General features: G+C 43.5%; 12 protein-coding genes. 6 read left to right on the forward strand and 6 right to left on the reverse strand.

All coding sequences use genetic code 11. From position 1 onward, the window contains the following. Window positions 1–248: 248 nt before the first annotated feature. From SSED_RS03400 to SSED_RS03410, 3 genes are all read left to right on the forward strand, one after another. The gene (locus SSED_RS03400) at window positions 249–653 is read left to right on the forward strand and encodes a hypothetical protein (protein ID WP_012141008.1); all 405 of its coding nucleotides are present in this window, start codon (window positions 249–251) and stop codon (window positions 651–653) included. Between the two features lie 368 nt (window positions 654–1,021). Further along, on the forward strand, window positions 1,022–2,188 hold the full coding sequence (locus tag SSED_RS03405) for a BamA/TamA family outer membrane protein (protein WP_012141009.1): 1,167 nt from the start codon (window positions 1,022–1,024) through the stop codon (window positions 2,186–2,188). Between the two features lie 2 nt (window positions 2,189–2,190). Further along, the gene (locus SSED_RS03410) at window positions 2,191–3,012 is read left to right on the forward strand and encodes a hypothetical protein (protein WP_012141010.1); all 822 of its coding nucleotides are present in this window, start codon (window positions 2,191–2,193) and stop codon (window positions 3,010–3,012) included. Between the two features lie 57 nt (window positions 3,013–3,069). Here SSED_RS03410 and SSED_RS03415 read toward each other — a convergent pair whose 3' ends face one another. The 3 genes from SSED_RS03415 to SSED_RS23585 all read right to left on the reverse strand — a co-directional run bounded on the left by SSED_RS03415 (window position 3,070) and on the right by SSED_RS23585 (window position 7,625). After that, entirely contained in the window at window positions 3,070–3,342 is a 273-nt protein-coding gene (locus SSED_RS03415) for a hypothetical protein (RefSeq protein ID WP_041421524.1), read from the reverse strand. Between the two features lie 323 nt (window positions 3,343–3,665). Further along, the gene (locus SSED_RS03420) at window positions 3,666–5,669 is read right to left on the reverse strand and encodes an alkyl/aryl-sulfatase (protein ID WP_012141012.1); all 2,004 of its coding nucleotides are present in this window, start codon (window positions 5,667–5,669) and stop codon (window positions 3,666–3,668) included. Window positions 5,670–5,993: 324 nt separating this feature from the next. Then, window positions 5,994–7,625 carry an ATP-binding protein gene (locus SSED_RS23585; protein WP_012141013.1) on the reverse strand — a complete coding sequence of 544 codons (1,632 nt, stop codon included), beginning with the start codon at window positions 7,623–7,625 and terminating at the stop codon, window positions 5,994–5,996. 517 nt (window positions 7,626–8,142) lie between these two features. On the opposite strand from SSED_RS23585, the gene SSED_RS23590 reads away from it, so the two are divergent. Next, window positions 8,143–8,487: an Ig-like domain-containing protein gene (locus tag SSED_RS23590; protein ID WP_049772100.1), complete on the forward strand. Its 345-nt coding sequence runs from the start codon at window positions 8,143–8,145 to the stop codon at window positions 8,485–8,487. Then, complete coding sequence (locus tag SSED_RS03435) at window positions 8,484–9,707, forward strand: hypothetical protein (protein WP_012141015.1); 1,224 nt, start codon at window positions 8,484–8,486, stop codon at window positions 9,705–9,707. Before SSED_RS23590 ends, SSED_RS03435 begins: the two co-directional genes overlap by 4 nt. Before the next feature lie 73 nt (window positions 9,708–9,780). Here the strand turns inward: SSED_RS03435 and SSED_RS25130 are convergent, their stop codons facing one another. The 3 genes from SSED_RS25130 to SSED_RS24780 all read right to left on the reverse strand — a co-directional run bounded on the left by SSED_RS25130 (window position 9,781) and on the right by SSED_RS24780 (window position 11,553). Further along, a complete protein-coding gene (locus tag SSED_RS25130; protein ID WP_398355924.1) occupies window positions 9,781–9,834 on the reverse strand; it encodes a hypothetical protein in 54 nt (17 codons plus the stop codon). Window positions 9,835–10,158: 324 nt separating this feature from the next. After that, window positions 10,159–11,322, reverse strand: coding sequence for an MFS transporter (locus tag SSED_RS03440; protein ID WP_012141016.1), 1,164 nt, complete (start codon window positions 11,320–11,322; stop codon window positions 10,159–10,161). A 63-nt stretch (window positions 11,323–11,385) separates the two neighbouring features. Next, window positions 11,386–11,553: a dehydrogenase gene (locus tag SSED_RS24780; protein ID WP_012141017.1), complete on the reverse strand. Its 168-nt coding sequence runs from the start codon at window positions 11,551–11,553 to the stop codon at window positions 11,386–11,388. A gap of 273 nt (window positions 11,554–11,826) precedes the next feature. On the opposite strand from SSED_RS24780, the gene SSED_RS03445 reads away from it, so the two are divergent. After that, window positions 11,827–12,765 (forward strand): LysR family transcriptional regulator, encoded by a 939-nt coding sequence (locus SSED_RS03445; RefSeq protein WP_012141018.1) that lies wholly within the window; start codon window positions 11,827–11,829, stop codon window positions 12,763–12,765. Window positions 12,766–12,894: the final 129 nt, after the last annotated feature.

A 12,894-nucleotide genomic window follows, 5' to 3' on the forward strand; every position in this document is an offset into this window, starting at 1 on the left:
TTTCTGTGGCCCCATGCTTTCCCTGTCAGTTTCTTTATTTCGTCTTTAAAGCTATCAACTTCCAACTTATAACTCCTAACTTCTACGTCTTTGTTGCTTGCCTGATCTGTGTCACCAATGACTTTTCCAATATGACTCCACGATCACTCAACTTTTCTCGATATTTTTAATCTCCGCCTCAGGTAGCTTGATTACAATCGGTGGCTTGGCTATCTATTTATTCAACTGTAAAAGAGGGATCTATCATCATGGGTAAACATAATTCAAACGCTACTCGCCGAATGCCTTGGGTGGCTATCGGTGTCATTACATGCGTGGTGATATTGTTTGGGCTGTTGTTAATGGTGATGCCCAAAGGTTTTAAGACGACCCACGAAGAGATCGGTAGCGGTAAGCCTGCGCTGGTGTTTGTCTATGACCCCAACCTTACACTGAGTAACAGCCAGACAGAGCAGATGAATGAAGCTCGCGCTCATCTTGGCGATGAAGTGTTCTTTCTCCTCGCCAGAGTGGGCACGCCTGAGGGAGATCATCTGATATCTAAACACCGCGCCGGCTCTGCTGAACTATTACTGTTTGATCCTGCTGGCAGCCTGACTAAAAGGCAGTTTGCTGTGAAAGGTGCTAACGAGCTAATTCAGTGGCTGCAGTAGAAAAGTCGCGGCCTGTACAAACTCTTACTCATAATCCACCCTTCCCAAAAAGCTCAGATTAGTGAAAGCAATCTGGGCTTTGTTGTTTCAAGCTGGTGCTGGAAAGCTGATCTAAAGGCGCGAGAAAGCTATTGTAAAAATTGAGCAAAAGAAATTCGATTCTATGGCATTGTAGAGCGTGCCACTTTCCTCCACACAATAACTAAGGCATATGTGATCGATTAATCCTTAGGCAAAAAAAGTCATTGTTGAATACTGTTGTAGTGATAGAATGCCCGCTCGGCGAGTTCTATGACTTTGTTTAAACCTTATTAAATAAAATATCGCCTCTTAATCCCCATTATTCTTCATTACTGATTCGAGTATTTATGAAACGGTTTTTATTGTTAACCCTGTGCGCTTTTTCAAATCTGGCTGTCGCCGTTGAACCTCTGATTGAAACCCCTGAGAACATGGAACCGACATTTGTCGATGATATCTTGTCAGTGTTTGGTGCCGACGGTGAGTTTGATCAAAGCAAAGCCATCGATATGAGTTACCTGCCAACGGCGTATTACACGCCGGAGAAGAAGTTTGGTGTCGGGCTGTTGATGGTGGGCCTGTATAACACCGATGGTGCATCGAGTGAAGAGCAGCCTTCTTCATTAGTGTTGAATTCGTTTGTATCGATGAACAACTCTTATGGTGTCGAAGTTGAAAACATGACATTTTTCAACGGCGGCAAGCAGCGATTACTGCTGGGGTTAGAGTTACATAATGAAGCAGCGGTTTACTATGGCCAAGGTATCGAACAAGGTGATCTAGACGGTAATCACCATGAGTTTGAAGAGCAGTTATACAGCTTCAAACCTCGTTGGATGACTGAAGTTGCCGATAACTATTTTATAGGCGTCGGTGCCGATTTTACTTACGCCAGTGCAGAAAAGTTAGAGTTGGTGGAAACGGGAGCCCCTGTGGATTCTGGTGATATTTTGCCAAATAACTTCAGCACCGGTGTGGTTGTTACCAGTATCTATGATTCGCGAGATTATCGATTAAATGCCACTAAGGGCTGGTTATTTCAAATTGATGCCGGCCTATATCAAAACAGTGAGTACTCGACGTTTTCGACTTATGATATTGAGTTAGCAAACTATATCGACTTGAGCTCAACATCTTTACTGAGCTCAGCGCCAGGGCTTATCGCCTGGCAAGTGCAGGGACATTTTACTGATGGTGATGTGCCTTGGAACTTATTGCCCGATCTTGGTGGTTCAAATGCGATGCGCGGATATATCAAAGGGCGTTATCGTGATGAGCAGATGATGATGGGACAAGTTGAATATCGCTTACCCATATTCCAACGTTATGGCATGGTCTTTTGGGGTGGGGTTGGTAGCGTTGCATCAAAAATTAGTGATCTAAATGAGGAGCTATTAACCTCTTATGGCACAGGTTTCCGCTTTAAAATTAAAGACAATATCAATTTACGCCTCGATATTGGCGTGGGTGAAAACGAAACCAACTTCTACCTCAATGTGAATGAAGTATTCTGACCATGATTCGTTTATCAGCCCCTGTATCCAGTAGTGTGCTGGCGCTTATGTTAGCGCTAACCAATAACGCCTTCGCAAGCGAGCTGAACGCGCAGCAACAAGCGCTGTCTCAACAACTGTCTCAAGAGCAAGAGCAAGAGCAAGAGCAAGAGCAAGAGCCAGAACAGTGCAGCCGCAGTTCAAATTACGATATCTACCTCAGTGGTATACATACCGGAACGATAAGCAGAACTGAGACCTGGCGTGGGGAAACTGCAGTGGTTACCTCAAAAAGTGAAGCCAGTATTTTAGGTATCGGCACTCAATATAATCAGAGGGCGGAGCTATCCTGGTCGAGCGCAACGAATGAATGGATAACCGATAAATTTCATCAAAAAGTGACCGGGTTTCGTGCCAGAGACATGCAGGCGACCTTTAGCAATAACGGTCGTGAGTCCCGGGTTGATCTTGATGGTGACATAGAAAGCTATGCCTCAGCCGATATTCCTCTGCGGGATGTGGACACCCTGGCCATTCAAATTCGTCAGTACCTGCTGCAAGGCCGCAAACAATTTGCCCTGATCAGACAGGCTTCAGATGCTATGGAGCGTTATCAATTCTATGTTCAAGAATCGCTGACAACAAACATAGTACCTTGGGGTGAGTTAATCTTGATTCCAGTTGAGCAAACCGGTGCTGAAGAGGTGACATACTATTTTGCGCCCTCTATGGATTATCAACTGATCAAAGCCCGCTATCACGGCATCATACTTCAAGGACTTATCGAACTTAATCACTACAGTTCGTCTTGCGGAGAGAACGTGGGGTCAGAGCCTTTTAGCTAACGATTAACCTTGAACACGAGTCAGCCATAATAATTAACTATGGCTGTTTATCGTGTTTTACTGTTCGGTAAACTCCGCTTGAATCCTTTCTAACTCTTGCTGCTCCTTAAGCTTAAGCTGTTCTTTCGCTTTAAGGTTCGCCTCTTCGAGAAGCGCTGCTTGTCTTTCTTTAAGGCTGTGTTTCTCGGATTTAGTCAGAAACTTAAAGGCTTTTTTATTGGCAAGTGCGTACGCAACGACATCTTCGCCCTTTACCCTGCGCTCATCCACTCGTTGTGAAAAACGTTCGTTATCTCGGGCTTTACGCTCTTCGGCATTTAACTTGCTCATGTCTTGTATCCTCATTAGTTAATCACGGTAGATTTTACTACGCTCAGTCAAACAAATGAGATCTGTTGCACATTCATAAAGCTGATAGGGGAATTTTAGCATAATATGCGCTGCGAGCCCCATGGTATCTAGCTTTAGTCAGGTTTTAGGTCGTTAGGCGTTAGCTCAATAATTAGGGGCTGAGAAAATTTTCACCTGATCTTTTTGGTTGTTAATATTCGAATAGATGGGGGAGATAAACCACACTGTAGAGAGGCAAGCTCAATGTGATGTGGAAGCTGGAGGTTAGATACCTCCAGCTACCCAATTAGCTGTAGATTTACTTATGGGGTTACGATATTGAACCAAAATTCAAAATCATCCAACATACCTTGAAGCTCTTTAAATTTACCTTTGGTGCCTTCAACTTTTATTGCACCGTTCTTCACGCCTTCGGCTATCGTCAATTTACCCAGCATAATATTATCGAGTGTTACACGGGTAGTCACAATCCTAGTGTCAGCGTCATCATCAAGACCAATACGGTTATTAAGTGTAGAGTTCTGTAAGATCAGAGTATATAGCTCGTTGGTATCAGTGAAGTTAAATCCAATTTTCATCTTTTTACCTACGGCCTTCTCCGGATTCAGTCGTACCGCCATGTAATCGAGCAACATGGTTGCAGACATGTTTTGAACAATATCCGGGCTTGCGGTATTCGGCGTTGGCATCGCTTTGACCCCTGTGCGCAATTCGCGCGCACCTGATAGATAAAAGTTGCGCCATGGACCTGATTCAGCAACATATCCTAACTGTTCTAGAGTATCAGCCAGGAGAGCTTTTGCTTGCTGGTTGTCTGGTTCGGCAAAGACAACATGGCTTAACACCTCAGCAGTCCAACGATATTCGCCCTTAGCATAAGTATTTTTGGCTTGTTTAATAACGTTATCTGCGCCTCCCATAAACTCGACATATTTTTTAGCCGCAGGTTCTGGTGGAAGCTTATGGAGGTGAGCAGGGTTTCCGTCAAAATAGCCCAGATAGAAGTTGTAGATCGCACGTGCATTGTGGCTGATGCTACCGTAGTAGCCATGGCTTGCCCAGTTATTGTCAAGCTCGGCAGGCAGTTTTACCATATCGCCAATTTCATCCATGGTATAGCCGTGATTTGCTAATCGGAGTACCTGATCGTGGAGGAATTTGTAAGTATCACGTTGTTGAGCAACATGCTTTTTAATATCTTGAGTGCCCCAGCTAGGCCAGTGGTGTGGTGCAAAAAGTACGTCAGATTTATCCCCCCATTTCAACAGCATATTATCAATATGTTTAGCCCATACTTTTGAGTCTCGTACTTTTGCCCCGCGCAGGGTGTAGAGGTTATGCATGGTGTGGTTGACGTTTTCGGCAGGGCATAATGCACGATACTCTTTAATGTAGTAATGCATTTCAGATGGCGCTTCCGTATTCAGTGTCAACTGAAATTCAAAATGGAGTCCGTCTATAACATGATCTTCCCAATCTTCTTTGATGATATTTGTCGGCGCAACCAGTGTGACTGTTCCTGCTGAGGTTGTGGTACCCAGACCAGCTCCGATATTACCTTTAACATCTTTTGGAAGTACGTTGCCATACATGTAAGAGGCCCGGCGACTCATAGCATTCCCCGCCATAACATTCTCAGCAATGGCATTTTCCATAAAATCGTAAGGTGCAAAAATTTTAACCTTTCCAGCTTTTAGATCGTCGTCATTCACAATCCCGCGTACCCCACCGAAATGATCAACATGGGAATGTGAATAGATCACGGCTTTGACTGGTTTTTTAGGGCGGTGTTCAAAGTAGAGATCAAGCGCTGCTTTGGCCGCTTCTGCCGAAACAAGCGGATCCATAATGATCAGGCCACTTTTCCCTTCGATGATAGTCAGGTTTGCAAGGTCATAATTCCTAACTTGATAGATGTGGTCGTGAACTTTGAAAAGCCCTGCAATATTCACCAGAAGCATCTGACGCCAAAGGCTTGGATTGACTGTAGCAGGAGCTTTCTTTTTCAAGTTCTGCATAAAGTCAAATTCCTTGGTGCTGAATATGATGTTTCCGTCTTTATCCTTGATGACCTCCTCTCCACGAGCGATAAAACCCTTTTGTGCGTTTTTAAAATCGCGAGAGTCTTTGAACGGTAGTACTTTGAGCAGATCTGTGTTGATCTCCTGAGTAAAACTTGTTGCATCTTTCTCAACACCTAAAGGTTTGGCAGCTATAACTGATCCACCGCCACTGGCAAATGCCAATGAACCGAACAAAGAAAGACTTAACAAGATTGTGACGGCCATATTCAATTCACGTTTCATTTCTGTTTATCCTTATTCTGTTTATCCCTATTCGGTACCTGTTTTGGTGCGAAGCCATTTGTGAGACATTAAGTGTCAGTGATGATGAGTTTGTGCCAACCGCATTAATACTGATGAAAGTATAGAACGCATCAACAACAAGTCTATTATTTGCGATTTATACTCAATAAGTGGCAATGAATGGGGTCAATAAGTGGAGGAATAGTAAACGTTTTACCTGACCTTTTTGCTCGCGAATAGCCGCAATGTTGTCTTTCGGAGGGGATGCCGTCGCCATCACCGTCCACTTTTGGAATCAACGGTGCCACGCACAATATTATGCTATCAATTAGCTGCTGCTTGTAACACGGGAAAAGAGATATCCACTGTTAGTCCTTTACCTAGCCCACTGGTTAGCTTGATATGACCATTGAGTTTTTGAGTGATGATATTGTGAATAATGCTTAATCCTAGCCCGCTGCCTCCTTCATCTCTATTAGTGGTGAAAAAGGGGTCCATCACCTTTGGCAGAATATCGTCGCTAATACCAATACCATTATCACGATAGTGTATGCTAACTTCATGCTCCTGTGCTGATACCACAAGCGTAATCGAGCCACCATTTTGTTCTGGAAAGCCGTGGATAATGGAGTTGCTTATCAAGTTAGTTATCACTTGAGATAATAAACCCGGAAAAATAAAGCAAGCGCGATCCTCAACACAGTCTAAATCAACCGTCACTTGTGCTCTTTTAGTTTTAGGCAACATGCTGTGAATGACCTCTTTGAAGTATTCGGATATCAATACTTCTCGCGCTTGTTCACTCATCTGATCAACCGATACTTGTTTAAAGCTGCGAATGAGATCTGCCGCTGAAGATAAATTTCGAGATAAAATTGTCATTGAACTTTGACTCGACGCTAAAAAGCTCTCAAAGTCCTCTTCATTTAACTCCCCAGAGGCAAATTTCTTGGCTAATAATTCAATTTCATCTTGCAAAAATCCCGTTGCGGTAACGCTAATACCTATGGGGGTATTCACATCATGAGCAATGCTGGCTACCATTCTACCCAATGAATTGACTTTTTCTGTTTCAAATACTTGTTGCTGATTTTCAAGAGCTTGACGTTCTAATAGCGCAGTTTTAAACAGTTTAAATGCCGTGTACATTTGATGTGTTTCTAAGGTGGTAGAGTCTTGAGGGAGCTCTATTTCATAATTGCCTTTACCAAGAGCAATCATGCCTTGAGAGATATTACTCACTTGTTCAGTTATTTTTCCCGTTAAAAAATAAAAGAGTATGATCAGTAATATACATGCAATGAGCATGCATGAAATTATCCATAAACTTAATGTATTTGCTAAGGCAAGCTGTGATGAAATATCTATACTCATCTCTAATACGCCACGTACATCACCTATCTGCCAGTCAGCTTTAGGCGTTAGTGGATGGTTATTATGACAATCCACACAAGCTTGAACTTGCATTTGATCAGAAATCGCGACTCTTAATATCGTATGACTATTTATATTATTTACGGCACTAATTATTTGGCTCGGATTATCATTGAGTCTTAACCAAGCTTTTTGTTGAAAAGGGTCAAGTGCAATATGTTGACGGTTAGGAAATGGGTAAGCGCTGTATAAGCTCAATTTACTCCCATCTTCATCAAACAATTGGCTTAAATCGTGAATCATGGTTGCTGGCAGAGGAATTTTATCAGGCTCGCCTAAGTGCTTAATCGCCGGCTTTAATACGCCAAACTCTTGCACTTTCTTAACTATGTTCTTGGTATAATAAGCACGTAATACTTTCATTTGTTTTAAGGAGTTAAGCGCTGTATGTATTGCATGTTGCTCTGCATTTCTTTTAACCAGTATTGGAATAGAAAAACTAAGCACAGCTAACATAACCGCCATAATAAGTGAAAGTGGGAATATTATCTGAAACCGTAAATTATTCTGAAAGAATGACATAGCTATCCATGTTTTTCTGAGCTTGAACAGTACTTAGTACATCAATGAAATATAGTCATAGTTTACTTAGAAAGAAAACACATATGGCCAGCCATTGTTAATGGCATACCTATCTTCCTCCGACTAAAATTTGATTATTAGTTGAAGTTGGAGGTCGTTATTCCCCGTCCCCGCAGTCCCCAATGAGTATCGAACTTTGTATTTAACAAGAAGACCGTATTACCACTGTGTATCCAGACTGTTCGCAAAAGCTATTTGGCCGGGTTCGATAGGAACACAGGACAATCTTATGGACACAGACGAGGATGGATTGAAGCTTAAACCTTAACGTTAGCCGATGTATATGTCATTGATATTGCAGCTTATGCAATGATGAAAACAAGTGGGGAACCGTCAGACTCTGACCCATTTATTCACGGTATTTTTTATTCTTCATTTTTACCCCATATTTGCGATTTATACTGCTGGGTAATGGCTAAGCTCACTCAGCATGGGTGTTACTGGAGAGTATATTATTATGAAATATAAATTGGTTATCTTGATTCAAATGGTATTCATGGTTGGCTTGGTGGCTTGGTGGCTTGGTGGCTTGGTGGCCTGTGGTGGAAGTGAGAGTTCGCAGCAAGAGGCTGAAACTGATACACCGGCGGGGACAGTAATCACGGCGGTGACTGGGGTGAGCCTTTCATTAAATGATTCAACAATTGAGCTTGGTTCGACCCTGTCGTTAACGGCGAGTGTGTTGCCTAGCGATGCGTCAAATCAAGCTGTTACTTGGGAGTCCAGTGACAGCAATGTCGCTGGTGTTGATGTCAAGGGGGGGTTACGGCCCATACTGCCGGTAGCGCTAAGATCACTGTGACTACGGCGGATGGCTCACTTATCGATATAGCCAAAATAACCGTTGTTGCCTCGTCTACCGGACCTGCAATGGCCTACACCATTGAGCAATCTTTGAGTCAGGTTGCGCAAGAAACCACGATAGCCTATGACGGCCTGGCCTTTATCACTGGTAATCAATGTTCAGATTCGTTTTTGCCTCCGGGAAAGGTTGCGGACTTCTTCGGTTTTCATCACTTAAGAGATAATACGGCCAATGGCATGGGCCACAATACCGATTTTGTCACCAAAAGCGCTAACAATGTGTTGTATATTCTTGATGAAGTCCAGAAGGCTGAAATTTTGTCTTTGTCACTGATCCAGGGTTCTTTGATTGATCAATTTGCTTTAGAACGATTGCCATTGATGAACGCAATGCGTCAGGGGCTCGACGGTTCAGTTGCCCTAGATGAAGATGCCGTGGTTGCCTATGGAGTACAGCTTCAGCAAGATGATGCGGTTATCAGCATACAAAGATCCAAGTTATTTGGGATGATTATACGGTCACTCACAGAGCAGCAAACGGCCTATTTAGACGCTATGGTCAGAGATGGTTTTGAACTTTGGCCATCGCTTGAAGACCAAATTGATAAAACCACTATGAGTCACAATCAACATGTATTGGTGATGACATTTGTCAGTGAAATGTTTGGCTGGTACGCGGGAACGATAGAGGCCGATACCTACTTTGCCCTCGAACGTCAGGCCAACTATTTTGGTTCATTCTACATGAAAGATGCACCTGCCATGGGTAATGAAAACTACACCATAGATGAGACCATCACAGGCAATAAGGGGGCTGAGTTTTTGAACGTCCTGACAGATACCCAAAGAGGTTTAATCACAGAGATAGTGGATCTTCAGTATGATAATCTGCTTGATATCGTTGAAGTGAGAAGAGAGATATCCACTGAGTTACGCAAATTTTTAGTTCAAGATGCGATAGATGAAGATAAGGTGATGGCACTATCGGCGACCTACGGTGCCCTCGATGCCCATAATTCCTACCTATATGCAACGGGTTTTGCGGCGGTTAATCAGGATTTAACTGAGCAGCAACATGCCGAATTGATGGATTTACGTGATCTTGCCGACTACCCCTGTGATGATGCCGATATCTATCTGTACTCAGAAAAATATCCACTCTCTACGGTTGATTCTATGATTGATATAACCGGGACGGCGGCAAGCCTAGTATATTAATCATTATCACACAAAATAAATTAGTAGTAATTAGTAGGGTCAGAGAAAACTTTTTACCTGACCCTACTTGTCGTTAATCCACGCAAAGTTGTCTCTCGCAGGGAATGCCGTCGCCATTACCGTCCATTTGAGTGTTGGGGCTGTATCTTAGGTAGTGCTATTTCTTAGGTAGTACTATTGCTTAGATAGTACTTGGCTTCGGCACATGCTCGCATTTGGTTGCAGTGTTGTTCTCCAGCTGTGGGGTCTGAGCTAAGCTTGGAACTTTCACCTCAATCAAACAGCTCGTCGAGCCGGTAATATTGGACCTTGTTTTCTAGTAGGCTGTTATTTACTGGAATGCTCTCTACAGGTGGGGCTTGAAGTTCTATGTGTCGGCGCTAAGCCCTATGAATGAGTTCAATAGGACTTTTCGATAGGACTTAGTTCTGCTGGGTAAACTTGGCTGATATTAGCTATGTACCAGTTCACGTTTATTGGTTGAGTAGATAAACCATAAACCAATGATGGGGATGATTATTGCGGCGTAAGGGATCATGCCTGCACCTAATCGGCTATCTAATACCATCCCCCCAAGGAATCCTCCAAAGGCGTTAGCTAAGTTAAAGGCTGAAATATTGGCTGTTGCCGCGAGTTCTTGTGCCTCTCCACCGTGGTTCATCACCCGTAATTGCATGGCTGGCACATTGGCAAATGATGCAATACCGAACAGGAATGCGCTGGCGATGAACAGCAGTTTATTTTCAACGGTGAAGCCGACTAATAGCAGTGTCACTATCATTGCCAGCGTCCAAAACATTGAAGCTTTTTGTAGGTTTTTATCTGATGAGCGACCACCAAGAGTATTACCTATGATGAGCCCCATACCGACGATGACCAGAATCCAAGTGACATCGTGCTCAGCAAAACCAGTAATGTGCATAGCAATTGGTGCCAGGTAGCCATAGAGTGTCATAAAACCAGACCAGGCAAATACGGTAATGGCTAAACTTGCAATTAGCATAGGGTTTTTGAACGCCATTAGCTGAGTTTTAATATTCTTGGCTTCACCGTGACCTGCGGATTTGAGTACGGCGAGTATGAACAGCAATGCCACAATACCAAGACCTGCAACGGTTAAAAACGTGGTATGCCAGCCAAACTGCAACCCAATCCAAGTGCCTCCGGGTACACCCAATACATTGGCCAAGGTGAGGCCTGCAAACATTTGTCCGACGGCGCGCCCGGCCATTTTCTTAGAGACTAAGTTAGTAGCGACGACGGCGCCAATACCATAGAAGGGGCCTTGGACTAAGCCTGTGATCACTCGGCTGATGAATAACGAGGTATAGTTAGGCGCAAAAGCGGAAAGTAAATTGCCAATAATGAAGAGTACCATTAAGCCTATCAGTACCGCTTTTTTGTTAAACCGAGCCAGGTAAATTGTGAGTATTGGGCCACCAAACACAATCGCCAGCGCGTAGGCGCTAATTAAGTAACCTGCCTGACCTTCTGAAATGGACAGGGATGTGGCAACTTGGGGAAGAATGCCTGCAATCACAAATTCTGCGGTGCCAATCGCAAATGCTGCAAGCGTTAAAATCCATACCTGAAGCGGCATTTTTTCTGTATTCATAATATTCTCTCTTTATTTCTGTACTGCAGTCACAACGCTGCGGGGGGCAGCCCATAGCGATGCTTAAGTTCTGGGGGGAGGGAGGAAGCCTGCTACTAATACGCCGCCATTGATGTCGATGATGGCGCCGGTCATGAAGCTATTATCGATGACAAAGAGGTTTCCTTTGGCGATATCTATAGCTGTACCGACCTTACCTACGGGCAGGTTATCTCTTGCATGCGCATACATCTTCTCTCGGTCAGTTTGGGACATGTTTTGGTAGGCGGGAGTTTGGCATCGGTTATATCCACATCAATTACCTTGCCTGAAGTCCCACCGACGATCACATACGTTGTTTTATCTTGATTCATCATTTTTAATCCTTTGCCGTTATATCAGTGGGTTTTTACTCGATGAATATCAGTATATTTGTTTATTTATTTTTGATAATTGCAGTAAATGTGAAATGATTATTCGGTTAATCTGAATAGTCGAACTTTGAAATAACGCTGAGAGGGAGTCATGGATAAATTTTCGGATATGGAGATGTTTGCAAGTATTGTTAAGCATCAGGGCTTAGCGGCCGCGGGGCGAGAGTTAGGTTTATCGCCTGCAACTATGACGGCGAGGTTGCAAGCGTTAGAAGAGAGGTATGGCATAAAGCTACTTAATCGCAGTACCCGGCATATCTCACTGACTGACTCAGGTGACCTCTATCATAAAGCCTGTTTGGAGATATTAGACAGTGTCAGGGGAACTGAAAATCTGCTACAGAAGGGTGTGAAAGAGGTTAAGGGCAGCTTGAAAATATCAGCCCCTAAAGATGTCGGTAAGCAGTATATTTTGCCGATACTTTCAGAGTTCGTTGAGCGCTACCCTGAGGTCACTCCCTATCTCTATCTGAATGATCATCTCTCAAATATTGCTGAATCAGGTATTGATGTCGTTATTCGTTATGGCGAACTGGCCGATAGTAATCTTATTTTAAGGCGGTTAGCGTCGAGTCGCCGTGTATTGTGCGCCTCGCCAGAATACTTAGTTAAAAAAGGCACGCCGCTAACACCACAAGATCTTGCCGGACATGATTGCTTAGCAATGATTCGCAGTCATGAAGAGCTTAAAACCTGGCACTTTCAACTCAATGAACAGCGTAAATCGGTAACTGTTGTTCCTAAACGATTTTCTGACGACGGTGAAGTCATAAGGCGTTGGGCGTTAGAAGGGGCAGGTATTGCGCTTAAATCTCTAATCGATGTACAAGTGGATATTAATGAGCGGCGTCTAGTCACTGTGTTGAATGGATATATGAAAAACTTCGATACATCGACATCGATGTCGAGTACCAACCTTAATGTGGTTTATATGAGTCGCCAGTATCAACCTAAGCGGATTCGATTGTTTTTAGACTTCTTGTTCGAAAAGTTTGAAACTGAGCTGAATATCCCAAAAGCCAGGGGGTAGATGATCTCTGGCTTTTGGTCGGCATACAATTTGAATGAGGTACCGTCAGAATCATTTTTAACCTGCGGAGTATTGAGCCACTACAGTGTACTCTTACCCCACTTTTAAGCTTAAACATTTAATGCTCTG

Origin of the sequence: Shewanella sediminis HAW-EB3 (assembly GCF_000018025.1) — a bacterium.
GTDB lineage: Bacteria > Pseudomonadota > Gammaproteobacteria > Enterobacterales > Shewanellaceae > Shewanella > Shewanella sediminis.

Bases quoted from the DNA above. Each gene is read 5' to 3' on its own strand.
- SSED_RS24780 (WP_012141017.1), bottom strand. From the start codon at position 11,553: ATGTATGCGCATGCAAGAGATAACCTGCCCGTAGGTAAGGTCGGTACA.
- SSED_RS23585 (WP_012141013.1), bottom strand. From the start codon at position 7,625: ATGTCATTCTTTCAGAATAATTTACGGTTTCAGATAATATTCCCACTT.
- SSED_RS03405 (WP_012141009.1), top strand. From the start codon at position 1,022: ATGAAACGGTTTTTATTGTTAACCCTGTGCGCTTTTTCAAATCTGGCT.
- SSED_RS03445 (WP_012141018.1), top strand. From the start codon at position 11,827: ATGGATAAATTTTCGGATATGGAGATGTTTGCAAGTATTGTTAAGCAT.
- SSED_RS03415 (WP_041421524.1), bottom strand. From the start codon at position 3,342: ATGAGCAAGTTAAATGCCGAAGAGCGTAAAGCCCGAGATAACGAACGT.
- SSED_RS23590 (WP_049772100.1), top strand. From the start codon at position 8,143: ATGAAATATAAATTGGTTATCTTGATTCAAATGGTATTCATGGTTGGC.
- SSED_RS03420 (WP_012141012.1), bottom strand. From the start codon at position 5,669: ATGAAACGTGAATTGAATATGGCCGTCACAATCTTGTTAAGTCTTTCT.
- SSED_RS03400 (WP_012141008.1), top strand. From the start codon at position 249: ATGGGTAAACATAATTCAAACGCTACTCGCCGAATGCCTTGGGTGGCT.
- SSED_RS03440 (WP_012141016.1), bottom strand. From the start codon at position 11,322: ATGAATACAGAAAAAATGCCGCTTCAGGTATGGATTTTAACGCTTGCA.
- SSED_RS03410 (WP_012141010.1), top strand. From the start codon at position 2,191: ATGATTCGTTTATCAGCCCCTGTATCCAGTAGTGTGCTGGCGCTTATG.